The organism is Enterobacter wuhouensis (genome assembly GCF_035835995.1).
Lineage (GTDB): Bacteria > Pseudomonadota > Gammaproteobacteria > Enterobacterales > Enterobacteriaceae > Enterobacter > Enterobacter wuhouensis.
In genome coordinates, this window is record NZ_CP142124.1 from 2,757,915 (window position 1) to 2,780,851 (window position 22,937).

The 22,937-nt window shown below is 59.0% G+C and carries 21 protein-coding genes and 1 pseudogene; 8 read left to right on the forward strand and 14 right to left on the reverse strand.

What is annotated here, in order from left to right; all coding sequences use genetic code 11:
* Nucleotides 1–2: 2 nt before the first annotated feature.
* The 7 genes from VPX56_RS13275 to VPX56_RS13305 form a co-directional block, all read right to left on the reverse strand.
* A complete protein-coding gene (locus VPX56_RS13275) occupies nucleotides 3–482 on the reverse strand; it encodes an aromatic-ring-hydroxylating dioxygenase subunit beta (RefSeq protein WP_131632802.1) in 480 nt (159 codons plus the stop codon).
* Entirely contained in the window at nucleotides 482–1,783 is a 1,302-nt protein-coding gene (locus VPX56_RS13280) for an aromatic ring-hydroxylating oxygenase subunit alpha (RefSeq protein ID WP_326466880.1), read from the reverse strand. The genes VPX56_RS13275 and VPX56_RS13280 overlap by 1 nt, the downstream gene beginning before the upstream one ends.
* A 17-nt stretch (nucleotides 1,784–1,800) precedes the next feature.
* On the reverse strand, nucleotides 1,801–2,313 hold the full coding sequence (locus VPX56_RS13285; RefSeq protein ID WP_131632338.1) for a nuclear transport factor 2 family protein: 513 nt from the start codon (nucleotides 2,311–2,313) through the stop codon (nucleotides 1,801–1,803).
* Between the two features lie 2 nt (nucleotides 2,314–2,315).
* Nucleotides 2,316–2,675, reverse strand: coding sequence for an IacB protein (locus tag VPX56_RS13290; RefSeq protein WP_326466883.1), 360 nt, complete (start codon nucleotides 2,673–2,675; stop codon nucleotides 2,316–2,318).
* A 22-nt stretch (nucleotides 2,676–2,697) separates the two neighbouring features.
* Nucleotides 2,698–3,825 carry an acyl-CoA dehydrogenase family protein gene (locus VPX56_RS13295; RefSeq protein ID WP_326466885.1) on the reverse strand — a complete coding sequence of 376 codons (1,128 nt, stop codon included), beginning with the start codon at nucleotides 3,823–3,825 and terminating at the stop codon, nucleotides 2,698–2,700.
* 99 nt (nucleotides 3,826–3,924) lie between these two features.
* A complete protein-coding gene (locus VPX56_RS13300; protein ID WP_326466887.1) occupies nucleotides 3,925–5,049 on the reverse strand; it encodes an amidase in 1,125 nt (374 codons plus the stop codon).
* A gap of 334 nt (nucleotides 5,050–5,383) precedes the next feature.
* Complete coding sequence (locus VPX56_RS13305; RefSeq protein ID WP_131632334.1) at nucleotides 5,384–5,857, reverse strand: MarR family winged helix-turn-helix transcriptional regulator; 474 nt, start codon at nucleotides 5,855–5,857, stop codon at nucleotides 5,384–5,386.
* 266 nt (nucleotides 5,858–6,123) lie between these two features.
* Between VPX56_RS13305 and hpaX the strand changes: the two genes are divergently transcribed.
* From hpaX to gap, 3 genes are all read left to right on the forward strand, one after another.
* Nucleotides 6,124–7,482: a 4-hydroxyphenylacetate permease gene (gene hpaX / locus VPX56_RS13310; protein WP_326466889.1), complete on the forward strand. Its 1,359-nt coding sequence runs from the start codon at nucleotides 6,124–6,126 to the stop codon at nucleotides 7,480–7,482.
* Nucleotides 7,483–7,513: 31 nt separating this feature from the next.
* Nucleotides 7,514–8,494: a GlxA family transcriptional regulator gene (locus VPX56_RS13315; RefSeq protein WP_326466891.1), complete on the forward strand. Its 981-nt coding sequence runs from the start codon at nucleotides 7,514–7,516 to the stop codon at nucleotides 8,492–8,494.
* A 78-nt stretch (nucleotides 8,495–8,572) separates the two neighbouring features.
* Entirely contained in the window at nucleotides 8,573–9,583 is a 1,011-nt protein-coding gene (gap, locus tag VPX56_RS13320; RefSeq protein WP_326466893.1) for a type I glyceraldehyde-3-phosphate dehydrogenase, read from the forward strand.
* Between the two features lie 57 nt (nucleotides 9,584–9,640).
* Here the strand turns inward: gap and VPX56_RS13325 are convergent, their stop codons facing one another.
* On the reverse strand, nucleotides 9,641–10,828 hold the full coding sequence (locus VPX56_RS13325) for an MFS transporter (RefSeq protein WP_326466894.1): 1,188 nt from the start codon (nucleotides 10,826–10,828) through the stop codon (nucleotides 9,641–9,643).
* A gap of 116 nt (nucleotides 10,829–10,944) precedes the next feature.
* On the opposite strand from VPX56_RS13325, the gene VPX56_RS13330 reads away from it, so the two are divergent.
* Nucleotides 10,945–11,901 carry an AraC family transcriptional regulator gene (locus tag VPX56_RS13330; protein ID WP_131632329.1) on the forward strand — a complete coding sequence of 319 codons (957 nt, stop codon included), beginning with the start codon at nucleotides 10,945–10,947 and terminating at the stop codon, nucleotides 11,899–11,901.
* A gap of 13 nt (nucleotides 11,902–11,914) precedes the next feature.
* Here VPX56_RS13330 and VPX56_RS13335 read toward each other — a convergent pair whose 3' ends face one another.
* The gene (locus VPX56_RS13335; protein WP_326466897.1) at nucleotides 11,915–13,252 is read right to left on the reverse strand and encodes a carbohydrate porin; all 1,338 of its coding nucleotides are present in this window, start codon (nucleotides 13,250–13,252) and stop codon (nucleotides 11,915–11,917) included.
* A 427-nt stretch (nucleotides 13,253–13,679) separates the two neighbouring features.
* Here VPX56_RS13335 and VPX56_RS13340 point away from each other — a divergent pair, with 427 nt between their 5' ends.
* A complete protein-coding gene (locus tag VPX56_RS13340) occupies nucleotides 13,680–15,362 on the forward strand; it encodes an alpha,alpha-trehalase (RefSeq protein ID WP_326466899.1) in 1,683 nt (560 codons plus the stop codon).
* A gap of 97 nt (nucleotides 15,363–15,459) precedes the next feature.
* Here VPX56_RS13340 and VPX56_RS13345 read toward each other — a convergent pair whose 3' ends face one another.
* Nucleotides 15,460–15,714 (reverse strand): GlsB/YeaQ/YmgE family stress response membrane protein, encoded by a 255-nt coding sequence (locus tag VPX56_RS13345; protein ID WP_131632326.1) that lies wholly within the window; start codon nucleotides 15,712–15,714, stop codon nucleotides 15,460–15,462.
* A gap of 206 nt (nucleotides 15,715–15,920) precedes the next feature.
* On the opposite strand from VPX56_RS13345, the gene ycgR reads away from it, so the two are divergent.
* On the forward strand, nucleotides 15,921–16,652 hold the full coding sequence (ycgR, locus tag VPX56_RS13350; RefSeq protein ID WP_131632325.1) for a flagellar brake protein YcgR: 732 nt from the start codon (nucleotides 15,921–15,923) through the stop codon (nucleotides 16,650–16,652).
* A gap of 38 nt (nucleotides 16,653–16,690) precedes the next feature.
* Here the strand turns inward: ycgR and emtA are convergent, their stop codons facing one another.
* Nucleotides 16,691–17,302 (reverse strand): membrane-bound lytic murein transglycosylase EmtA, encoded by a 612-nt coding sequence (gene emtA / locus VPX56_RS13355; RefSeq protein ID WP_131632324.1) that lies wholly within the window; start codon nucleotides 17,300–17,302, stop codon nucleotides 16,691–16,693.
* A gap of 107 nt (nucleotides 17,303–17,409) precedes the next feature.
* Between emtA and ldcA the strand changes: the two genes are divergently transcribed.
* Together ldcA and VPX56_RS13365 are read left to right on the forward strand one after the other, a co-directional pair.
* Nucleotides 17,410–18,324: a muramoyltetrapeptide carboxypeptidase gene (gene ldcA / locus VPX56_RS13360; RefSeq protein ID WP_326466905.1), complete on the forward strand. Its 915-nt coding sequence runs from the start codon at nucleotides 17,410–17,412 to the stop codon at nucleotides 18,322–18,324.
* A gap of 96 nt (nucleotides 18,325–18,420) precedes the next feature.
* The gene (locus VPX56_RS13365) at nucleotides 18,421–20,154 is read left to right on the forward strand and encodes a potassium/proton antiporter (protein WP_131632322.1); all 1,734 of its coding nucleotides are present in this window, start codon (nucleotides 18,421–18,423) and stop codon (nucleotides 20,152–20,154) included.
* On the opposite strand, the pseudogene VPX56_RS23075 reads toward VPX56_RS13365, so the two are convergent.
* From VPX56_RS23075 to VPX56_RS13375, 3 genes and pseudogenes are all read right to left on the reverse strand, one after another.
* Nucleotides 20,089–20,235 (reverse strand): annotated as a pseudogene (locus VPX56_RS23075) (hypothetical protein); the annotation flags it as partial. The gene VPX56_RS13365 and the pseudogene VPX56_RS23075 sit on opposite strands and share 66 nt — an antisense overlap.
* 16 nt (nucleotides 20,236–20,251) lie before the next feature.
* Complete coding sequence (gene dadX / locus VPX56_RS13370) at nucleotides 20,252–21,322, reverse strand: catabolic alanine racemase DadX (RefSeq protein ID WP_263611092.1); 1,071 nt, start codon at nucleotides 21,320–21,322, stop codon at nucleotides 20,252–20,254.
* Between the two features lie 9 nt (nucleotides 21,323–21,331).
* Nucleotides 21,332–22,630 (reverse strand): D-amino acid dehydrogenase, encoded by a 1,299-nt coding sequence (locus tag VPX56_RS13375; protein WP_131632320.1) that lies wholly within the window; start codon nucleotides 22,628–22,630, stop codon nucleotides 21,332–21,334.
* Nucleotides 22,631–22,937 lie beyond the last annotated feature (307 nt).

Sequence of the window (22,937 nt, forward strand, 5' to 3'; positions counted from 1 at the left end):
CCTCAAAGGATGTAGCCGATGCTGTGCAGCACATCGTCGCTGTTCACCAGGCGGATCACTTTTTGCTGGATCAGCCAGCGCTCGCCCTGCTGCCGCAGATGCCAGGTGATATCCGCCGCGTAGTGGCGGCTGTGGCCTTTGCGGTGCTCCCACAGGGACTGCGCCCCGCGCACCACAATCGTGTTGTCATTCGCCTCCAGCACGCGAAAGCGCGACAGCGTGCGCAGCGTGCGGGCGCGCGGCGTGGTGGAGATGGATTCGCCGCTGTACAGGCGCGTCACCCGCTTCTCGCGCATGTGGTGGTCGTCGCAGGCGTAGTTGAGGGTGTTTTTAAAATCGGTTTCAGCCGGGTCAATAGGCACGACGTACAGGCCGTCGCGCTGCCACAGATCCAGCCAGGCGTTGAACTCGCCCTGGTCGAGCAGATCGCCCTCCAGGTTGACCACCGCCATCGCGGTAAAGAGTGCAGAATCTGACGTCATCATTGTTCGTTCTCCGTCATGAGCTTTTTCCACTGCCGGTAGGCGGCGCGCATCCCGGTTTCGGCGCTGACGTCGCTGCGCAGCCCGTCGTCGGTGCGGTACTCCCCCGCCAGCCCGCGGTTGAGCATGATCCAGAGATCCTCCCCCGACGTGGCTCCGCGCTGAACGCGCTCCCAGGCCTCGGAGTCGTCCGGCGTGCCGAAGCCCATCGGCCCCTGGAAGTGCTCGTGCAGGCGCAGGCGCGCCTGGTTAGCAACGTCCGGCCCGCCGTCCATCGTGATTACCGCGTGGTGAATTTCGGTTTCACTGACGGACACCGGCTGGAGGACGCGGAAGAAGGCCATTGAACAGGCGATATTCGGGAAGATGTTGAGGTTAAAGCCGGAGCCGCCGACCGCGCGCACGATGCGGCGCACCTGCGCTTCGTCGTGCTCGGCGCGCAGCGCGTCGGCCAGCTCGCTGAAGCGTTCCGGGATCGGCGCATCGAGGTTGGCCTCCAGATCCACCAGCTCGGGGATCATCACCATCACGCTGTGGCCATTGCCCAGGTCTTCGACGTAGCCGCTGCCGTCCACGAAGTTGAGCATCTCTTCGGTTTGCTTATCGACGGAGCTTAAAAACGAGCGGTGAACCACCGGGAAGTGATACCCGTCGGTGGTGTTTTCCAGCTGGATTTTCCAGTTGCCGGGGAAGCGAAAGCGGTGCGCTGGCCCGGTTTTGATCGGGTAGCCCGCCCCCTGCTTCATGAACAGATCCATCCACTTTTTCGCCGCGCCGAGGAAATCCTCCAGCGGCTCAATCTGGTCGTTAAAGGTGGCGAAGATCATGCCCGCGTACTGCTCGGTGCGCAGGGATACCAGCCCAAGCTCGCCTTTTTCCAGCTGGTCGGCATAGCTTTCCGGGTGCGGCACGCCGCGAAGGCTGCCGTCCAGCGCGTAGCCCCAGCCGTGATACGGGCAAACAAAGCTGTTGGTTTTGCCGCTGCGGTGTTCGCAGACGGTTGCCGCCCGGTGGCGGCAGCGGTTCAGCAGCGTATGGACGGTGCCTTTACGGTCGCGCACAACAATTACCGGCTGCGTGCCGATCTCGGTCGTTTTAAAGCTGCCGGTTTCAGGGATCTCGCTGGCGTGCGCCACCCAGACCCAGGTCTTGCCGAAGATCCGGTCCAGCTCCAGCTGGAACAGGTCGTCCGAGGTGTAGAGCGAGGTGTGCACGCGGTCGTGCTTCACCAGCGCGGCAATCTCTGAACGTGCCGGCACGGTATCGATATTTTTTACGTTAATGAGGTGGTCGCATTGCATATCCAGTCTCCTGCCAGTCATGTTTTATCCGGTACGGGTAAGGCATCCGCGGCGTGCCAGCGATCGACCGGCCTGCTGAACAGATTGCGGGTGGTGAAGTGGTCCATCGCCATTCCGTTTTCGCCGCGGACAAAGGTGACGCAAATTTCTGCCGCGTTCAGGTGCGCGCCGCCCGCGCTAAAGGCCGAGGTTTGCAGCATCAGCCAGCGGCCTTTGAGCTGCCCGTCCGGCGCGTGCCGCAGAGCCTCAGAGCAGAGAAAATGAGCGTTGAGGGCAAAATGCGCGGGCTGGCGAACATAGCCCGCCATCATCGCTTCGATGGCCTCTCGCCCCTGATGTCGACCGAGCCGCGAAGCGTAGGGCTCGCCCACCCCTTCCCAACAGGCGTCAGCGGTAAACAGCGCGCCAATCGCCCGCACGGTTTCGGGAGCGTCGAGGCTGTCGCACAGGCGCATGTAGTCGCTGATGCAGACGCGGGCGGCCTGGCAATCTTCAAGCTGCTGCAAGCGCAGCGCATCCAGGGCGTTCATGGCTAGCTCTGAATAATCAGTTCGCGACCCACGCGGGCCTCGATTTTGCAGTACTTCCACAGCCTGCTGCCGCCGTCGCCCACGGGCGTGGTGCGGAACAGATTGCACACGGCGGCCACGTTTTCCAGACGCTCGGCGTCGGCCAGCACGTAGGTGGTCCACGGCGCGGCGGTGGACGGCCCGACCATCAGCTGGTCATCGTCCATGTTGCCGATGACGCGGATGCCCTGCGTCTCTTCAATGCCCTTCATCATCACGCCGAATGCGGCCCACACCTGTTTGGCCTCGGCCTGGCCTGCGTCAAAAAAGTTCTGGTTTACGCCGATGCAAAACAGCACGCGTAAGGTTGAAAGCTGGCTCATCTTTTGCTCCTTGGGTTAAACATCACAGGTAACCTGGCAGCGGTTTGCCGCCAAAAAAGACCGTCCCGGCGTTGAGGTACGAGAGGTCGCCCATAAAGGCGTGTTGGGTAATCACCATCGTGTCGCGCACGTAGCGCTGCAGCGGGCTGGTCATGGTGACGCCGCCCATCCCGTTCAGCGCCAGCGCCTGACGCGCCACCTCGGCGGCCACGCGGGTCACGTGGGTGGACGAGAGGCGCAGGGCGTTGATCTGCTCGCAGCTCGGATCGTCCCCCGCCAGCAGGCACTGCCAGACCTCGTCGATGGCGTCATAGAACCAGGCGCGGGCGGAGCGCAGTTCGGCTTCGCTGTGGGCGATTTGCATCTGCGCCTGCGGTCGCTCCGCGAGGCGCGGCGCGCCGGTGACCGACTGCTGGCGATGGGCGATAGCGTAGATTTCATTGAGCGCGGCGCGTGCCACGCCAAGCGCGACTACGGACAGCACCTGCGTGGCGAGGGACAGCACCGGATAACGGTAGAGCGGCCCCTCAAGGTTCAGCGATCCGCCGCGCACGAAGGTCCACTCGTGGGGCACGAAGGCATCGTCGACAACCAGATCGTGGCTGCCGGTGCCGGCCAGGCCGACGGTGTCCCACACCGGGTCAATCTGCACGCTGGCGCGCGGAAGCACCGCCATGCGGGGTAACGGCTGGTCACCTTCCGGCAAAATGCCGACGCCGAGCACCGATGCCCCCATGCTGCCGCTGGCGAAGCTCCAGCGGCCGCTCACGCGATACCCGCCGTCTGCCTGCCGCGCTTTTTGCGTCGGGAAGATGCCGCCCGCAAACACCACGTCAGGCCCGTCGCAATACAGCTCCCTGAGGGTATCCGGCGGCAGCGCGCCGAGATAAAACGGGCTCATGCCGAAGCTTGCCACCCAGCCCGCCGAACCGTCGGCGGTCGAGATTTGTTCGATCAGTTCACAAAACTGCGCCGGGGTGCATTCGTCTCCGCCGTACAGTTTGGGAACCAGCGCGCGGTACACCCCGACCTGCTTAAAGCGGGAAATGACATCGTCAGAAATATGACGCTGATGCTCAAATTCGTGGCTGCGGGTAGCAACATCACCCAGCAGCGGAACCAGCTCCTCACGGACATGTACGGCAGACATAGCATCCTCCAGATAGTTTTCTGCGGCGCGCCTGGGGCGAGCGAGGCCGCAATGAGTCGATCTCACTGAGTCATCAGGCTAAAAAAAGAAATGCGAGGGCTAGTGACGTCGTCGCTGGCTAAGCCATTCGGCAGCCTGCACCAGCAAGCCGTCGTTCCCTTTGCGGGCGATAAGCTGCAGGGCGACCGGACGACCGTCGATTTCGCCGACGGGTAAGGTAACTGCAGGGTGGCCGCTCAGGTTGAACGGCCGCACCAGGCGCGTCAGGTTAACCACGCTCAGCGGATCTTCCGCCTCCCGCAGCGTTGGCGGCAGTTCCGGCAGCGTTGCCAGCGCCAGCAGCGGGTTCTCGGCAAGCAGCGCATCCACCTGGGCGGTAAAATCGGTGCGGATGCGCTCGGCGCGCCGCAGCGCCTCTGCGCTGACGTCTGCCCCTGCGCGGATACGCGAGGCAACGTCGGGTGAGACCGCATTGCTTGCCAGAATCGGCCCCAGCGCCCGCCAGTTTTCGTGGCTTATCAGCGTCAGTCCGGCGCGGTGCGCGTCTTCCAGCAGCGGCAGCGTGGCTTCGCAAGGCGTAATCCCGGCCAGAGAGAGGACATCAAGAAGACAGGCGTCGATATCGAGCTCTGCTGCCAGCACAAAAGCCATCGCAGGGAGTTCGGTAAGAGGTTCCCCAACGGGGACTGCCAGGCGCGTCATCGCCTGACGCAGCACGCCTGCCTGCGCCGCAAACACGCCCACGCAGTCAAGCGAACTTTGTTCGGGCATGACGCCGTTACGGCTTAGCACGCCGTAGCCCGGCTTAAGGCCAATCACGCCGCAGCAGGCGGCAGGCATGCGCACCGAGCCGCCGGTATCGGTGCCGAGAGAAAAGTCCACCTCGCCGGACGCCACTACCGCCGCCGAGCCGCTGGAGGAGCCGCCGGGGATCAGCGCCGGGTACAGCGGGTTAACCGGCGTGCCGCAGCGCGGGTTAATGCCGGTCACGCCGAAGGCCAGCTCGTGCAGCGTGGTTTTGCCGGTCAGCACGCAGCGCGCTTCCAGCAGCGTGGCGACAACGTCCGCATGCCGTTCTGCAACGGGTGCGTCTGCCAGCGCAGGGCATCCCGCCCGGGTGCGATGTCCGGCGACGTCGAGCGTATCTTTCACCGCAAAGCTGAGATCGCCCGAACCGAGGGTAAACTGCTCAACATAACCATTGCTTTTTAAGACTGGCTTCATGATTAACACCTTAACCAGAAAAAACGAATCACATTCAGGCCGAGAGTCGTTGCTCTCTTTTTGTCCTGACTAACGTTAGGTCAATCATGGAAGAATTAGATGAAAATTCAAGTAATGTTTCACGTTAATTTTACCAATACGCAACACTCCATTAACCTTTATCCTGTCATGGTTAATCGCACAGAGTGATGAAAAATAAAGCAAAAGAGGTCACGCGGACGCGGGCGTACGCGATGAAGCCTCATCGCGACGCGCGGGATAAAATTGAGTTATTTCAGTGGATTAGACGAAAGGTCTACGCGGGTCACAAATTTGTTATTCGGCCTTTTTGCCGTCAAAGTTCGTTGAGATTATCCAGCACTTTTGAGAGCGACAGGTTCATTTTTGCCACCTGACTGCTGCTCATTCCCTTGAAGCCTTTCTCAAAAACCTTGCTCGCCTGGGCCATCGCTTCTTCGACTTTTTGCCGTCCCGCGTCGGTGAGCATCACCTCCGTTACCCGGGCGTCCTGTTCGCTGCTGGCGGTGGTGACCAGACCATCATCGCGCAGGCGGCCGACAATTTTGGTCACGGTTGGCATTTTCGCCATGGCGTACTCGGCAATCTGGGAAATGCTGGCCTTACCGTACTGGTGCGTCACCATCAGCACGCGAAACCCGGAGACGTCCAGCTGGGCTTTTTTCAGCGTGATTTCCATAATTTGCGTGTAGCGCGCGTAGACGTTAACGATCCAGTAAAACGGAAACTCCTCGCGATGAAAGGCAGGGTCGGTGTCCCGATCCTCAGTGGTTTTTTTTTGCGTGCTCATGCGTTTCCTTACCAAAACAGGCGGCAGATGAAGGGATTATACCCTGTGAAGCGGTGACGGCTATAGCAGCATTGGGGCGTTGAAAGCGGTTTCAGCCACTTACCGTCAGCGAGTAGAGATCCCGATCGCAATATGATTCATAAATGCTATCTAATTAACAATTACGTATCATTTATTGAACAATAAATTGACGATAGGGCTGGCTGTTTTCTATACGTTTAGCCGACCTGCACGCTCATACTAATAATCGCAATGTGGAGCTTTTCATGAACGCACCTCCTGCTCAATCGCCTCTGGATCCGCGTCAGCAAGCCGTTATTAAGAAACTGTTCCGTCGCCTCATCGTATTTTTATTCATTCTGTTTGTTTTCTCCTACCTGGACCGTATCAACATTGGCTTTGCCGGCCTGACGATGGGTAAAGATCTGGGCCTCACCAGCACCATGTTTGGCCTGGCGACCACCCTGTTCTACGTGATGTACGTCATCTGCGGTATTCCGAGCAACATCATGCTGAGCATCGTGGGCGCGCGGCGCTGGATTGCCGTCCTGATGGTGATCTGGGGCATTGCCTCTACCGCCACCATGTTCGCCACCGGACCAAACAGCCTGTACGTGCTGCGCATGCTGGTGGGGATTGCCGAAGCCGGCTTTCTGCCTGGGCTACTTTTGTATTTAACCTACTGGTTCCCGGCCCACTACCGCGCCCGCGCCAACGCCCTGTTTATGATTGCGATGCCGGTCACTATGGCGCTCGGCTCGCTGGCTTCAGGCTACATTTTGAATATGGACGGCCTGCTCAACCTGAAGGGCTGGCAGTGGCTGTTCCTGCTGGAAGGATTCCCGTCCGTGCTGCTGGGGCTGGTGGTGTGGTTCTGGCTGGATGACAGTCCTTCAAAGGCAAAATGGTTAACCGAGGACGATAAGGCCTGCCTGCACGAGATGCTGGAAGCCGACAAAATCGCGCTGCAGAAAACGCAGCAGGCGGCAAGCGCGTCGGCGTTGCCGCAGCGCAGCCTGGCGCGCGAGCTGTTCACGCCAGTCATCATCCTCTACACCGTGGCCTACTTCTGCTTAACTAACACCCTCAGCGCGCTCAGCGTCTGGACGCCGCTGATTTTGCGCAGCTTTAACGAAACCAGCAGCAACGTGACCATCGGCCTTCTCAGCGCTATTCCGCAGGTGTGCACCATTGTCGCCATGGTGTGGTGGAGCAAGCGTTCGGATCGCCTGAACGAGCGTAAAGTGCATACCCTACTGCCGTACCTGTTTGCCGCCGCAGGCTGGATCATGACCGCCACCAGCGTCAATCCCCTGCTCCAGTTCACCGGAATCGTCATGGCCTCGGCGGGCGCCTTTGCCGCGATGGTGATTTTCTGGACCACGCCGGACCGCTATATCTCCCTGCGCGCCCGGGCGGTAGGGATCGCGGTGATTAACGCCACGGGGATGACCGGCGCGGCGCTGGGTCCGCTGCTGATGGGCTGGATGAAGGACGTCACGGGGAACTTTAACGCCGGGATCTTTATGGTGGCCGGGTTCCTGGTGCTGGGCGCGGTGATTATTGCCGTTATTCCAATGAAAAAGGTTCACGCGCAGGAGCCAGCCCCCTCACCTGCCGCTTGACTTATTCTGCAATAAAGATACTTTTCAGGACATGAAGAAAATCCTGATTATCGTTCCTGACGGCGGCATGCTGTTCGAAGCCGCCGGTATCGCCGACATACTGATGCAGGCCAACCGGCTGCACCCGGAAGGCCTCGCGCGTCCCTGCTACCGTATTATCATCGCCACCACGCAGCCCCATCAGGTGATACACGGCCAGTCTGGCCTGAACCTGCTCGCGGACTACCGCCTGCCGGAGCTTGATCCGCGTGAACCGCTGGATACCATCATCATTACCGGGCGCGGCATGAACGCGCTGGAGAGCACCGCCGTGGTGGACTGGCTGCATCTTGCTGCCCCGCACGCCCGCCGCGTTGCTTCCATCTGCGGCGGCGCGATGCTGCTGGCCCAGACGGGCCTGCTCGATGGCCGACGCGCGACGACCCACTGGCGGCTGCTGGAGACCATGCAGGCCGCCTACCCGTCCATCAGGGTGGAGGGGGGACCGCTCTATATTCAGGATGGCCCCATCTGGACCTCCGGCGGCGTCAGCTCCGGGTTTGACCTGACGCTGGCGCTGGTTGAAGATGACTATGGCTTTTCCCTCGCCCGCGACGTGGCGCAGGATATGGTGATGTATCTGCGCCGCCCCGGCGGTCAGCTGCAGTTCAGCCGCTATAACCTGCAGCAGTCTGGCGCAAGCGGCCCTGTCAGCGAGCTGCAGGGCTGGATCCTGCAAAACCTGACCGCCGACCTGTGCGTTGAAAAGCTGGCGGAAAAAGTCGCCATGAGCCCGCGCAACTTCACCCGCGTGTTTACCCGTGAAACCGGTGCCTCACCCGCCCGCTACGTATCCGAGGCTCGCCTCGCTGCCGCCCGTCAGCTTCTCGAGCAGACCCGGGAACCGCTTGATTCGATTGCGGAGAAAAGCGGGTTTGGTACCAGCATCAACCTGCGCCGCGTGTTTGAAAAACAGCTCCACCTCACGCCGGGCGAGTATCGCCAGCGCTTCCACTGCCGCAGGATGGCGTAATCTGATCCTTTTTTGTCATTTACGCCACACCTCCCGAAGCCTACAGTGACTCCAGACAACACAGATAAGGAGTGCATTATGGTTAAGGTCGGTATTAACGGTTTCGGCCGTATCGGACGTAACGTCCTGCGCGCGGCGCTGGGCAACGCGGATCTGCAGATTGTGGCGATAAACGATCTGACGGACAGCAAAACCCTCGCCCATCTGCTCAAATATGACTCTTTGCTCGGCACGCTGCCGGTGCCCGTTGAAGCGGCGGACGGCGCGCTGCAGGTTGACGGCAATCGCATTACCGTATTTAGCGAACGCGATCCGGCGAATATCCCGTGGCGAGACGCGGGCGTCGATGTGGTGATTGAAGCCACCGGCTTCTTCACCGAGCGTGAGAAAGCGGCCGTGCATATCACCCGCGGCGGGGCTAAGCGCGTGATCATCTCCGCCCCCGGCAAGAATGATGACCTGACGGTAGTGATGGGCGTGAACCACGATTTGTACGATCCTTCTCAACATTACGTTGTCAGTAACGGGAGCTGCACGACCAACGGGCTGGCTCCGGCGGCGCAGGTGCTGCATCAGCAGTTTGGTATCGAACACGGCCTGATGAACACCACGCACGCCTACACCAACAGCCAGGCGCTGCACGACCAGCCGGAGAAAGATCTGCGCGGCGCGCGTGCGGCAGCGCTGTCGATTGTGCCTTACTCCAGCGGTGCCGCTAAGGCGCTGGGGAAAGTGATCCCGTCCCTGGACGGCAAGCTGACCGGCTATTCCCTGCGCGTTCCGGTTCCCGTGGTATCCATCGTGGATTTGACCGTGACGCTGAGCCGGGAGGTGACCGCCGACGAGGTGAACAACGCCTTCCGTCAGGCTGCGGCCGGCGGCCCGTTGAAGGGTATTCTGGGCTACAGCGATGAACCGCTGGTGTCGAGCGATTACCAGGGCGATCCGCGCTCTTCCATTATTGATGGCCTGTCGACGCTGGTGATTGGCGGCAACATGGTTAAGATCCTGGCCTGGTATGACAACGAGTGGGCATTCTCAAACCGCCTCGTTGATTTGGCGGTGCTGATGGAGAATAAAGGACTGTAAACCGAAGCCGGGTGGCGCTTGCGCTTACCCGGCCTACCAATCACAAAGGAAAATTCCTCACTCCGCCTTCACCTTCACGCCCATCAACACAATCACCATTGCGGTCACCAGCAGCAGCCCGCTGCCGGCAAACACGCCGCTGGCGCCGTTGAGGTCGAACACCGCCCCGCCGCCTGCCGCTCCGGCACCGATGGCAAACTGAATGGAGGCCACCAGCAGGCCGCCTGCGCTTTCCGCTTCATCAGGAACCGTGGTGGCAAGCCAGGTAGACCACCCCACCGGCACCAGGCCGAAGGCAAAGCCCCACAGCGCGACCAGCAGCCCATCAAGCATCGCCAGATGACCAAACGCCACCATGGTCAGCGCCAGCACGCCCATCACGAACGGCACGAGCGCCAGCGTGAGGCGCAGGCTGCGAGCCAGCAGATGTCCGGCGATAGAGGTCCCGACAAAGTTCGCGAGGCCAAAGCCTAGCAGGATCAGCGATATGCTCTCCACGCTCGCCTGCCCGACCGTTTCCAGGAACGGGCGCAGGTAGGTGAAGAAGGCAAAGTGGCCGCTGAAGATGAGGATGGTCGCCAGCATACCGCCGATCATGCCCGGACGTCGCAGCACGCGGAACAGCGTGCCCAGGCTACCGCTGCTTTCGGGCTTCATCGACGGCAGGACCCAGAGCTGCCACAGCAGCGCCACCATGCTCGGCACGATGCAGAGTATAAAGACGTTGCGCCAGCCGATCAGGCTGCCCAGATAGCTGCCCAGCGGTGCAGCCACGACCGTTGCTATCGACACGCTGGAAAAGATCACCGCCAGCGCTTTCGGCACCTTGTCGGCAGGCACCAGCCGCATCGCCGTGGCGGTCGACATGGCCCAGAATCCGCCGATGGCGATCCCCAGCAGCAGGCGCCCCATCAGCAGGACGTTCAGCGTGGGCGCAAACGCGACCAGCAGGCTGGAGATAATCTGCAGCACCGAGAAGAACATCAGTACCCAGCGGCGATCGATGCTTTTGGTGGCCGAGGTAATCAGCAGCCCGGTGACCAGCGCCACCAGCGCGGTCGCGGTCACGGCCTGCCCGGCCATCCCCTCGGTTACGCCCAGGCTGGCCGCCATCGGCGTAAGCAAACTCGCTGGCAAAAACTCAGCCGTAATCAGGCCAAAGACGCCCAGCCCCAGGGAATAGACGGCCCGCCAGGCGGGTTTTGCGGGCGCTACAGCCTCTCTCGCCGCGACACATGAATTCATCTGTTGTACTCCCGTTATAAAAATGTGACTAATGTCGCAAAAGAATAGTGGGTTCACCGTGGACGATCTATGACATATAATCTCCACTTATTGATTATTCGTCCGGAGTTGCGTCGATGACCGTCCAGTCACCCGATTTAATCAGCGAGCTGTTGCGCGGCATGCGCCTGTCAGGCGTCAAATATCGCCGGATCGAAGCCAGCGCGCCGTTTGGCGTTGCGTTTCATCAGGCTCCCGGCAAGGCGCAATTCCACTTCGTCAGCCACGGCAGCGCGATCCTGCGCACGGAGAGCGGCGCGACGTTTGCGTTAAGCGGCGGTGATGCGCTCTTTATCCCGAACGGTAACGCCCATGCCCTGCTTTCCGACGAACAGGCCACCCTCACGCCGGTCAACGCATTTCCGAGTGAGCCTATCTGCAGCTCGGTATGCGCCATCACCTGCGAGCCGTGCCCGGAGAGTGACAACACCGTCATTTTCAGCGGATGCATGGATTTTGAACTGGGTGGCATGCAGCCGTTGATCAAGGCGATGCCGGAGGTGATGATGGTCAGCCGGTTGATGTCGACCTGGCCGGAAATTCACCCGCTGCTGGCGGCGATGGAGAGAGAATCCATGACCCGTCAGGTTGGCTATGCCGGGATCCTTGCCCGCCTTGCCGACGTGGTCGCAGCGTTGATCGTGCGCGGCTGGGTGGAGGCAGGATGCGGAAAAGCCACCGGCTGGGTACAGGTGTTGCGCGACCCCAGACTCAGCCGGGCGATTTACGCCATGCACCAGCAGCCGGGACTGAACTGGAGCGTGGCAGACCTGGCGAAGGAAGCCGGCACGTCGCGTTCCGTATTTGCCGAACGGTTTCTCGCGGCGACGGGCACAACGCCGGCGAAATATCTCAGCGAACTGAGAATGCGCCTGGCGATTCAGTACATTCGCCATGAACATCAGCCTATCGAAACCGTGGCCTTACGTCTGGGCTACGGCTCGCTGGCGGCCTTCAGCCGGGCCTTTAAGCGTATTATCGGACAGGCGCCGGGTACATTGCGGGAAGTGAGTCAGACCCCGGAAGAGGTCTGACCGGCGTGATCCCTCAGAAATAGTATTTAAAGCGCACGCGGCCGCCGTAGCGATCGTCGTTTTTATCCTTACCCTCTTTCGGCGAAGCATTCACCCATGAGGCATACGCCCCCAGATAAATGTTGAAGTTTTTCATCTTCATCACGTCAGGAATAAGGTACGAGGTGTGGATGGTGTGAATATCATACTCGCCGGGATCGGCGATCCAGCAGTCGTTTTCACAGTCAGCATCAAAGGTTGAGGCGTTGAACTCGTCGATTTCGTTGTGGGCGTAGATATAGCCCAGCTCGAAGTTATGCCACAGGCCGTTAATCCCGGCGGTGAAGTCAGTTTCGCCGATCGCATCCAGATACGCGGTATTGAGGTTCGTGACAATACCGTCTTCAGGATCGTCTTTTAGCCCGTCCCAGGTCAGGGTAAAGCCGTACCCGGTGCGTTCGGACTGATCTACCCATCGCCCTGCATCGTCGCGGTATCCGTACGCGTTGTTGACCAGGTTTGTCTCCATGGCGACCGCCGTGGAGAAGGCCCCTTCCTGCCAGGAGATCACCGGGCGCACGTAGGCCACGTTTTTGTCGTTTTCAAGCTCCACGCCGTGGTAACGCCGATCGACGTAAAGATCGCTGCCGTCCTTAAGCAGGGTGTTGAGTTCGAAATACCAGTTGTCCAGCGTTTTGCTCATCAGGAAGTTTCCGCCGCTGTCGCTACGGCCACGCCCCTCTTTCAGCATATAGATATAGCCGTAGCCATCGCTATAGAGATCGTCTGCGGTATTACCCGAATATTCAACGAAGGTATCCTGATTAAGCGGGAACATGTCATAGGCTTCGAAGCGTCCGACTTTAATTTCCCAGTCATTTTCCGTGCCGAAGAAGAATACGGCATCATCAAGGTTCATTTGTCCGGACAGATCGGCCAGCGGCTGTACCGAGAACCCGGCGAAATTGCCGTTATCCATTTTTCGATAGCCGTCAAAACCGAGCAGTATACGTCCGTTTATATCCCAGCGTTCTTTATCTCCCGGCGCCCAGTCGTTATTAGCGCTTTGTTTAATAGACGTCAGGCTGCCCGTTTTACTGGCGGCATCCATATTGAATTCAACGTCACCATAGAATTTAATATCACCAAAACCTGAAAGCGTCAGCTTTGGCGGCGCGTCTTTGTTTACCGGCTCTTCAGACTCCACGACCACCGTTTTGGCCTGCTGCGCCGCTGCATGCTGTTGCTTCAGCGCCTGAATTTGCGCTTCAAGCTGCGCCAGCTTTTCCTCAACGCTTGTCGAGGATTGTGCCGCGAACAGAGCGCCAGAATAGAGGACGCTCATCAGAATTACCGTTTTCTTTAATTTCATAGAATCCATCCTGATTATAAAAAATAAACACCCAAACGATGAGTGTGACTATTTGGTATAAACGGGGCGGCGCGTACCATTATGTTTTTTGCTATTGTGATTATGATTTTTAATTTATGTGATCGCCGAGGAGTAATCCTTGCAATATTACGGACTAAAAAGGAGGTCATCTCACATTATTACCTCCCCTTCGCGCACCATAATTCCCCGGCTGTCCTTCGCTTATTATTTCTGGGGATTATAATTTATTTATATTCATTCTCGTGACTAATTCACCGTACAGCTGCAACCGCTTATCGGGACGGTAAATTGTCTGGTTGTTCGAAAAATGGGATATTCGACACGCGAAGCCGGCCATATTCGTCTAAGGTTTTCAGGTAATTGACAACAGCGGTCACGCTGCTCAGTGAAGACAGGAGACGAACCGATGATAAGACCTCGTGCACTACGCCCCACCGTTTTACAGCTTGCGCTGGGGGGCGCACTACTCGGTGTTACCGCATTGGGTTATGCTGAAGAGATGGCATCTGGCCAAACCAATCCACCTGATATTTTGCTCGGCCCCCTCTTTAACGATGTTCAGAGCGCCAAACTTTTCCCCGATCAGAAGACCTTTGCCGACGCGGTGCCGAAGAGCGATCCGCTGACGATCCTCGCCGACTACCGCATGCAGCGTAAGCAGTCCGGATTTGATTTGCGCCACTTTGTTGACGTGAATTTTACCCTCCCCGGCGAGGGCGAAAAATACACCCCGCCTTCCGGGCAGAGCCTGCGGGAACACATCGACGGGCTTTGGCCGGTATTAACCCGCACAACCGATAAAGCCGGTAAATGGGATTCGCTCCTGCCGTTGCCGAAGCCCTACGTGGTGCCCGGCGGACGCTTTCGCGAGGTGTACTACTGGGACAGTTATTTCACCATGCTGGGCCTGGCCGAGAGCGGACACTGGGACAAAATTAACGATATGGTGGACAATTTCGCGTATGAAATTGACACCTACGGCCATATCCCTAACGGCAACCGAAGCTACTATCTGAGCCGATCGCAGCCGCCGTTTTTCGCAATGATGGTCGAGCTGCTGGCAACACACGACAGCGATGCCCTGAAAAAATATCGTCCGCAGATGGAAAAAGAGTATGCCTACTGGATGGAGGGTGCGGATGCGCTGCAGCCTGGACAAGCCGGTAAACGCGTGGTGAAGCTGGATGACGGCGCCATTCTCAACCGCTACTGGGACGACCGGGATACGCCGCGTCCGGAGTCCTGGCTCGATGACGTCACGACCGCCAAAAGTAATCCAGACCGTCCGGCTGCGGAGATTTACCGCGACCTGCGATCGGCTGCCGCCTCAGGCTGGGACTTTAGCTCCCGCTGGATGGACGACCCGCAAAAGCTTGGCACGATCCGTACGACCAGCATCGTGCCGGTGGATTTGAACGCCCTGATGTTTAAGATGGAAAAACTGCTGGCGCGGGCAAGCCAGGACGGCGGCGATGCCGCTGGGGCCAGCAGGTATGAGGCGCTGGCAGCGGCCCGCCAGAAGGCCATTGAAGCCCACCTGTGGAATGAAAAAGAGGGGTGGTACGCCGATTACGATTTGAAGAGCAAAAAGGTCCGTAACCCGCTGACGGCGGCCGCACTCTTCCCGCTATACGTGAAGGCGGCGGCGCAAAACCGCGCCGATAAGGTGGCATCCGCCACGGCCTCACGTCTGCTGAAACCGGGGGGTATTTCCACGACCACCGTCAACAGCGGCCAGCAGTGGGATGCGCCAAACGGCTGGGCACCGCTACAGTGGGTTGCGGCTGAAGGGTTGCAAAACTATGGTCAGGATAAGGTGGCGATGGACGTGACCTGGCGCTTCCTGAAAAATGTTCAGCACACCTACGATCGCCAGCAGAAGCTGGTAGAGAAGTACGACGTTTCGTCTACCGGAACGGGCGGTGGCGGCGGGGAATATCCGCTTCAGGATGGATTTGGCTGGAGCAACGGCGTGACGCTGAAGATGCTGGATCGCGTCTGCCCGAAAGAGAAGCCGTGCGATACGGTGCCGGAAAATCCGCCAGCGGCGAATGACGGTGCTGCGGCCACAAACCGCGTGGCGCAATAGGCAAAATTGCCGGGCGGCGGCTGCGCCTTACCCGGCCCACATTTCATCAGCGTACATAAAAAAAACGGCCCTCGCAGGAGGGCCATTTTACGCGTTCTTATGCTCGTCTGAGCAATCTGAATACCACCAGCACAACAATGGCACCCACGACGGCTACCAGGAAGCTGTGCAGGTCGAAGCCGCTAATGCTGCCACCAAGTCCAAACATCGTCGCCAGCCAGCCGCCAACGACCGCCCCCACGACCCCGAGAACACAGGTCAGTATAAAGCCGCCACCGTCATTTCCCGGCATGATGAGTTTGGCGATAGCGCCAGCAATTAGACCAAAGATAATCCAGGCGATGATACCCATAGCGATGCCCTCATAAAGGTTTAACGCGTGCGCAGAAGCCCTCCCGCGCAGGTAACTTAAGTATAGGCGACCGCTGGAAAACCGGTTTTATCTCACCGACTTAAATTGCGGCTACACTGAAAAAAACTCATCGGTTTGTATTAAGTTTCATTTCAGATTGCCGATAACGCAAAGACAGTCTGTCACACATCGAGGAGCCATCTGGCGTGAGTAATTACAGTGAGCAGTTCCTGAAGCAAAATCCGCTGGCTGTATTAGGGGTATTACGCGACCTGCAAAAGGGAGAGGTACCGCTGCGCATCAGCTGGTCTGCCAGTCAGTTTATCAGCAAGATCCTTGATGCCTCATCGGACCGTCTGGTCATCGACCTGGGCAGCCAGGAGTATGAAAACCGTGCCGCCCTGCGGGCTGAAAAAATCTCGGTGATGGCCGAAACCCATGGCGCGAAGGTTGAGTTTGTTCTTCCCCGGCTGGAGCTGAGCGAATTCCAGGGGCTTCCTGCCTTTGTCACGCCGCTCCCGGATAACCTTTGGTTTGTACAGCGGCGGGAATACTTCCGCATCAGCGCCCCGCTGCACCCCGCTTACTTCTGCAAAGCGAAAATGCCGGACAAAAAAGAGATCCGTTTCCGCCTTTTCGACCTGTCGCTGGGCGGTATGGGAGCCCTGATGGACACGCCCAAGCCAGAGGGGCTGGTAGAAGGCATGCGCTTTACGCAGATAGAACTGGATATGGCAGGCTGGGGACGGTTTTACTTTGATGCGCAGCTGATTGCCATCAGCGAGCGTAAAGTGGTGGACAGCAAAAACGAAACCATCACCACGCCGCGCCTGAGCTTCCGCTTTCTGAACGTGGGGCCAGGGGCAGAGCGCGAGCTGCAGCGCATTATTTTCTCTCTGGAACGAGAAGCCCGGGAACGGGCAAACAAGGTTCTGTAGGCGGCGTCGGGCAGCGCGCTCGCCGCCCGACATCGGCATTACATGGCATCCATTGCTTTCTGAACTTTCCAGATGTAGCGAGGAGCCTGCGGTGCGGGATGGTTTTTCACCACATGCTCAAAGAACTCGTCTTTATCCATGCCGTTAATCTCTTCTATCGCTTCCTTACGGTCCGACGAGAAGGTTCTCAGCAGCGCCCCTGCACCGTTAACGTAAGACACCACCAGCGCGTACTGCATGACCTCGGGATCGTCGATTCCCTTCAGCACGCCATGTTCCAGAATGCTCAGATAGGCGGTCCCCATCGAGATGTTACGTTCCGGGTTTTTCAGCTCGCTGGTCGACGGCTGGCCGCTCCAGCCCATATAGCGATAGACCTCTTTCCCTGCCGTTGACGCTTTAAGCTGCATCAGCCCCACCGCGTTTGATTTGCTGACAAGCGTTGGGTTACCGCCTGACTCGACGGCGATGATTGCCGTCACCAGGCGCGGGCTAACGCCCCAGGCTTTACCGGCTTTTTCGCTGATCGGCATCCACTGCATGGCCCGTTTAACCGGCACTTCCGGGTTCCAGGGCGGGTTTTGATAGTCATGTTTCGAACTACAGCCAGCAAGCAACACCACCAAAAAAGCAAACCATCTCAATTTCACGTCATCTATCCTTATAGCCGATCGTCGCGGTGCGCCGCCTCTTGAAGCGAGCGGCGTATAAGCGGCATGATATAGACAATTAGTTTCTCATTCAGCAAGGAATTGCCATGTCTCAGTTTCATCTCATCGCGCCGTCCGGCTACTGCATCAACCAGGACGCGGCGCAGCGGGGCGTTCAGCGCTTACTGGAATCCGGGCACCGGGTAGAAAATCAGACAATTATCCCCCGCCGCCAGCAGCGCTTTGCCGGAACGGAGGCGCAGAGGCTCAATGATATCAACGCACTGGTGAACCTGAAGGGTAGCGACAATATCGTGCTGGCCGTCCGCGGAGGGTACGGGGCAAGCCGCCTGCTGGAGAGCATCGACTGGCAAGGGCTGGCCACGCGTCAGCAGCAGGAGCCGCTGCTGATTTGCGGGCACAGCGATTTCACCGCGATCCAGCTCGGCCTGCTCGCTCTGCACAACGTCATCACCTTCAGCGGGCCGATGCTGGCCGGCAACTTCGGCGCGCCGGAGCTGGACGCCTTCACCTGCGATCATTTCTGGCGGGCGCTGCAAAACCCTACCTACAGCGTGGAGTGGCAAGGCAGCGGCCCGCAGTGGGAATGTGAAGGCCAGCTGTGGGGCGGCAATCTGGCCATGCTGGTGTCGTTGATTGGCACGCCCTGGCTGCCGCAGATTGAGGACGGCATACTGGTGCTGGAGGATATCAACGAACATCCGTTCCGCGTAGAACGTATGCTCCTGCAGCTTTACCATGCCGGGATACTGGCGCGCCAGTCGGCAATTATCCTGGGCAGCTTTAGCGGTTCGGCACCTAACGACTACGATGCAGGCTACACGTTAGAAACGATGATTGATTTTATCCGCTCCAGGCTGGATATCCCCGTCATTACGGGACTGTATTTTGGCCATGAGCAGCAGACCGTCACCCTGGCGCTAGGCGCACACGCCCGCCTGAACCATGATAATTCAGGCAGTCGGTTAACCATCAGCGGTCATCCTGTCATAAAGGCATAAAAAAGCCGTTAAACGCCTTAATAAAACGCGGTTTCTGTCGTTAATATGTTAGGGTTTTAATAACAGCGTTAACATTGAGGTGGGAGTAAGAAAACATTGGATGCCGCAGCGATAATCAGTCTTTTCATTTTGGGTTCTGTGCTTGTAACCTTTAGTATTTTATTGAGTTCCTTTTCATCGCGTCTCGGCATACCCATTCTCGTTATTTTTCTTGCCATCGGCATGCTGGCCGGCATCGATGGCATTGGCGGTATCCCATTCGATAACTACCCCTTCGCCTACATGGTGAGTAACCTCGCGCTGGCGGTGATCCTGCTGGACGGCGGGATGCGCACCCAGGCGAGCTCCTTCCGCGTTGCCCTGGGCCCGGCGCTGTCGCTGGCAACCGTCGGCGTGCTGATTACCTCGGGGCTGACGGGGATGATGGCGGCGTGGCTGTTTAAGTTGGATATGATGGAAGGGCTGCTGATTGGCGCGATTGTCGGTTCAACCGATGCGGCAGCCGTGTTCTCGCTGCTTGGCGGCAAAGGGCTGAACGAGCGCGTGGGCTCTACGCTTGAGATTGAGTCCGGCAGTAACGACCCGATGGCGGTCTTTCTCACCATCACGCTGATTGAAATGATCCAGCAGCACGAAACCGGGCTGAGCTGGATGTTTGCCTGGCATATCCTCCAGCAGTTCGGGCTGGGCATTATCATCGGTCTGGCCGGCGGCTATCTGCTGCAGCAGATGATCAACCGGATTTCGCTGCCGGCGGGGCTTTATCCCCTGCTGGCCCTGAGCGGCGGTATTCTGATATTTGCCGTAACAACTGCGCTGGACGGCAGCGGTATTCTTGCCGTTTATCTGTGCGGCTTCCTGCTGGGCAACCGTCCAATTCGCAACCGCCACGCTATTTTGCAGAACTTCGACGGCCTGGCCTGGCTGGCGCAGATCGGCATGTTCCTCGTGCTGGGCCTGCTGGTGACGCCATCCGACCTGCTGCCGATCGCCGTTCCGGCGCTGATTCTGTCAGCGTGGATGATCTTCTTTGCGCGTCCGCTGTCGGTATTTGCTGGCCTGCTGCCGTTCCGCGGCTTTAACCTGCGCGAGCGCGTGTTTATCAGCTGGGTAGGCTTGCGCGGCGCGGTGCCGATCATCCTTGCCGTTTTCCCGATGATGGCAGGTCTGGATAATTCGCGACTGTTCTTCAACGTGGCGTTCTTCGTGGTGCTGGTTTCCCTGCTGTTCCAGGGAACCTCTCTGGGATGGGCGGCGAAAAAAGCCAAAGTCGTGGTCCCGCCCGTCGGCTGGCCGGTTTCTCGCGTGGGGCTGGATATTCACCCGGAGAATCCGTGGGAGCAGTTTGTGTATCAGCTGAGCGCCGATAAATGGTGCGTGGGCGCCTCGCTGCGCGATCTGCATATGCCCGCAGAAACGCGCATTGCGGCCCTGTTCCGCGATAACGTTCTGCTGCATCCGACCGGCAGCACCCGCCTGCGTGAAGGCGATATCCTGTGCGTGATTGGCCGCGAGCGCGATCTCCCCGCGCTCGGCAAGCTGTTCAGCCAGTCTCCACCCGTGGCGCTGGACCAGCGTTTCTTCGGCGATTTTATTCTGGAAGCCAACGCGAAGTTTGCCGACGTGGCGCTAATTTACGGCCTGGATGAAGGGATGGAGTACCGCGATCGGCAGCAAACGCTTGGGGAAATCATTCAGCAGCTGCTGGGCGCGGCGCCCGTCGTGGGCGACCAGGTTGAGTTTGCCGGGATGATCTGGACCGTTGCTGAAAAAGAAGATAACGCGGTGCGCAAGGTCGGCGTCAGGCCGATGGAAGAGGAAACCGAGTAGTTGTTTTTTTGCCGGGTGGCGGCTTCGCCTTACCCGGCCTACAGAACCCTCGAACGTAGGTCGGGTAAGCGTTAGCGCCACCCGACACAACCATTCGTTACACCGTCACAACCGGCACTCTCGGTGCCAGGGCGCACATCAGTTCATACCCAACCGTGCCCGCAGCGGAAGCCACATCGTCGATTTTGACCTCATTCCCCCACAGCTCGACCGGCGAGCCGATGCCCGCCTGCGGGCACGGGGTTAAATCGATCGCCATCATATCCATCGAGATTGTCCCGACGGTGCCCGTGCGCACGCCGTCAACCCATACAGGGGTCCCGGTCGGTGCGATACGCGGATAACCGTCTGCATAGCCCCCCGCCACGATGCCGATGCGCTGCTCGCCCGCCGCGCGGTAGCGGCTGCCGTAGCCTACGGTATCGCCCGCCCTGAGCGTCTGCACGCCGATAATCTCGCTGCGCAGCGTCATCACGGGCTTAAGGCCGCTGTTGGCCACGTCCTGCCACTGCCCGGAAGGTGATGCGCCGTAAAGAATGATTCCCGGACGCACCCAGTCGTAATGCGCTTCCGGATGCCACAGCGTGGCCGCCGAGTTCGAGAGCGAGCGCGGGCAGTTCAGCCCTTCCGCCGCCTGTTCCACGCGCACCATCGCCCCGGCAATGCCGTCCGGCCTTTCGGCATCGGCAAAGTGCGCCATCAGGGTCATTTCACCCACGTTTTTCAGGGCGCGCAGCTGCTGCCAGACCGTATGCACGCGCTCGGGCTGGAAGCCCAGGCGATTCATGCCGCTGTTCACCTTAAGGTAGATATCCAGCGGCGCCTGCAGTTTCGCATCCTGCAGGGCTTTAACCTGCCAGTTGCTGTGAATGCTGGTCGTCAGGCGATACTTATCCAGCAACGGCAAATCGTCGGCGTGGAAGAAGCCCTCAAGCAGCAGAATCGGCCCCTTCCAGCCGCGCTCGCGCAGCAGTATGGCCTCTTCCAGATTCAGCAGCGCAAAGCCGTCGGTGGCGCTGAGCGCGCTCCAGATACGATCGATACCGTGGCCGTAGGCGTTCGCTTTGACCACCGACCAGACGCGTGAGCCTGGCGCAGCGCGGCGAACAATCTGCAGGTTATCCTTCAGAGCCTGCAGATCCAGCTGGGCCAGAATGGGACGGGACATGACGACTCCTTAACTATGCGCGCCGTGGAGGTGCTGTGGACGCGATGGGGTAAACCCTGATTGATAGCGTGCGGCGCTTAAATCGTCAAACGGAATTGCCGGCGTGCGCCCCGAAATCAAATCGCTTAACAGCTGGCCGGAGCCGCAGGCCATGGTCCAGCCGAGCGTGCCGTGTCCGGTGTTGGTCCACAGATTTTTAAACGGCGTGCGCCCGACAATCGGCGTGCCGTCCGGCGTCATCGGGCGCAGCCCGGTCCAGAACGTAGCCTGTTCCACAAACCCACCGCGCGGAAAGAGATCGCCCACCACCATCTCCAGCGTTTCACGGCGCGGCTGCAGCAGCTCGGTGTTAAAGCCAACGATTTCCGCCATCCCGCCCACGCGGATGCGGTTGTCGAAGCGGGTAATGGCGATTTTGTAGGTTTCATCAAGAATGGTCGACACGGGCGCACCGCTCTCCTCTTTCACCGGAATGGTCAGCGAGTAGCCTTTTAGCGGATAGACCGGAATATCAAGGATGCCCTTCAGCATGGCGGTAGAGTAAGAGCCGAACGCCATCACGTAGGCATCGGCCTTGATCACCTCTTCGCCACACTTCACGCCGTAAATTTTTTCGCCTTCCGACAGGAGCTTGTCGACGGAGGTGTTGAAGCGGAATTTTACCCCGGCCCGCTCGCACATCTGCGCCAGTCGCTGGGTGAAAAGCTGGCAGTCGCCGGTTTCGTCGTTGGGCAGGCGCAGGCCGCCCGTCAGCTTGTGCGCCACGTCCGCCAGCGCGGGCTCCACCTGCCCCAGCTGGCTGGCCTCCAGCAGCTGATAAGGTACGCCTGCATCTTCGAGCACGGCGATATCGCGGGTGGCGTTTTCATACTGCTGCTCGGTGCGGAAAAGCTGCAGGGTGCCTCCCTGGCGTCCTTCATACTCGATGCCGGTCGAGGTGCGTAAGGCCTTCAGGCAGTCGCGGCTGTATTCCGCCAGGCGCACCATGCGGCCTTTGTTTTCCATATAGTGGCGGGTGTCGCAGTTGCGCAGCATCTGCCACATCCACCTGAGCTGGAACTGCGTGCCGTCCAGGCTGATGGCCAGCGGCGCATGGCGCTGGAACATCCACTTGATGGCCTTCAGCGGCACGCCGGGCGCTGCCCACGGGGCCGCATAGCCCGGTGAGATTTGCCCCGCATTCGCCGCGCTGGTTTCCAGTGCCGGGCCGGCTTCCCTGTCGATAACCGTCACCTCATGCCCCGCCTGACTTAAATACCAGGCGCTGGTCACGCCAACGACGCCACTTCCCAGTATGACAACACGCATAGCCACTCCATAATGTGCAAAAGAACAATCAACTGATTACAGATTGATAACCTAGTTGAAAATATTATTCAACATACGACTTTTTTATGGTGACTTACCTCACATCTTCCCCTGTATACGGGGAAAGTGCTTATTTGCGATCTCGTGCTGCGCGTCATTTTTAACCAGCATAAAATCCTGCGCCAGCGGCATTTTTTGTCGAATCAAAAATGAAAAATCGCGAAGAAAAAATTTCTGCTACAGCACGCTTTTTAACACGTTGATCTATGCTTGAAAGGAGGCTCTCCAGACAGAGAGAGCACCCACA

Coding starts and splice junctions, on each gene's coding strand:
- VPX56_RS13275 (WP_131632802.1), bottom strand. CDS start 482: ATGACGTCAGATTCTGCACTCTTTACCGCGATGGCGGTGGTCAACCTG.
- VPX56_RS13280 (WP_326466880.1), bottom strand. CDS start 1,783: ATGCAATGCGACCACCTCATTAACGTAAAAAATATCGATACCGTGCCG.
- VPX56_RS13285 (WP_131632338.1), bottom strand. CDS start 2,313: ATGAACGCCCTGGATGCGCTGCGCTTGCAGCAGCTTGAAGATTGCCAG.
- VPX56_RS13290 (WP_326466883.1), bottom strand. CDS start 2,675: ATGAGCCAGCTTTCAACCTTACGCGTGCTGTTTTGCATCGGCGTAAAC.
- VPX56_RS13295 (WP_326466885.1), bottom strand. CDS start 3,825: ATGTCTGCCGTACATGTCCGTGAGGAGCTGGTTCCGCTGCTGGGTGAT.
- VPX56_RS13300 (WP_326466887.1), bottom strand. CDS start 5,049: ATGAAGCCAGTCTTAAAAAGCAATGGTTATGTTGAGCAGTTTACCCTC.
- VPX56_RS13305 (WP_131632334.1), bottom strand. CDS start 5,857: ATGAGCACGCAAAAAAAAACCACTGAGGATCGGGACACCGACCCTGCC.
- hpaX (WP_326466889.1), top strand. CDS start 6,124: ATGAACGCACCTCCTGCTCAATCGCCTCTGGATCCGCGTCAGCAAGCC.
- VPX56_RS13315 (WP_326466891.1), top strand. CDS start 7,514: ATGAAGAAAATCCTGATTATCGTTCCTGACGGCGGCATGCTGTTCGAA.
- gap (WP_326466893.1), top strand. CDS start 8,573: ATGGTTAAGGTCGGTATTAACGGTTTCGGCCGTATCGGACGTAACGTC.
- VPX56_RS13325 (WP_326466894.1), bottom strand. CDS start 10,828: ATGAATTCATGTGTCGCGGCGAGAGAGGCTGTAGCGCCCGCAAAACCC.
- VPX56_RS13330 (WP_131632329.1), top strand. CDS start 10,945: ATGACCGTCCAGTCACCCGATTTAATCAGCGAGCTGTTGCGCGGCATG.
- VPX56_RS13335 (WP_326466897.1), bottom strand. CDS start 13,252: ATGAAATTAAAGAAAACGGTAATTCTGATGAGCGTCCTCTATTCTGGC.
- VPX56_RS13340 (WP_326466899.1), top strand. CDS start 13,680: ATGATAAGACCTCGTGCACTACGCCCCACCGTTTTACAGCTTGCGCTG.
- VPX56_RS13345 (WP_131632326.1), bottom strand. CDS start 15,714: ATGGGTATCATCGCCTGGATTATCTTTGGTCTAATTGCTGGCGCTATC.
- ldcA (WP_326466905.1), top strand. CDS start 17,410: ATGTCTCAGTTTCATCTCATCGCGCCGTCCGGCTACTGCATCAACCAG.
- dadX (WP_263611092.1), bottom strand. CDS start 21,322: ATGTCCCGTCCCATTCTGGCCCAGCTGGATCTGCAGGCTCTGAAGGAT.
- VPX56_RS13375 (WP_131632320.1), bottom strand. CDS start 22,630: ATGCGTGTTGTCATACTGGGAAGTGGCGTCGTTGGCGTGACCAGCGCC.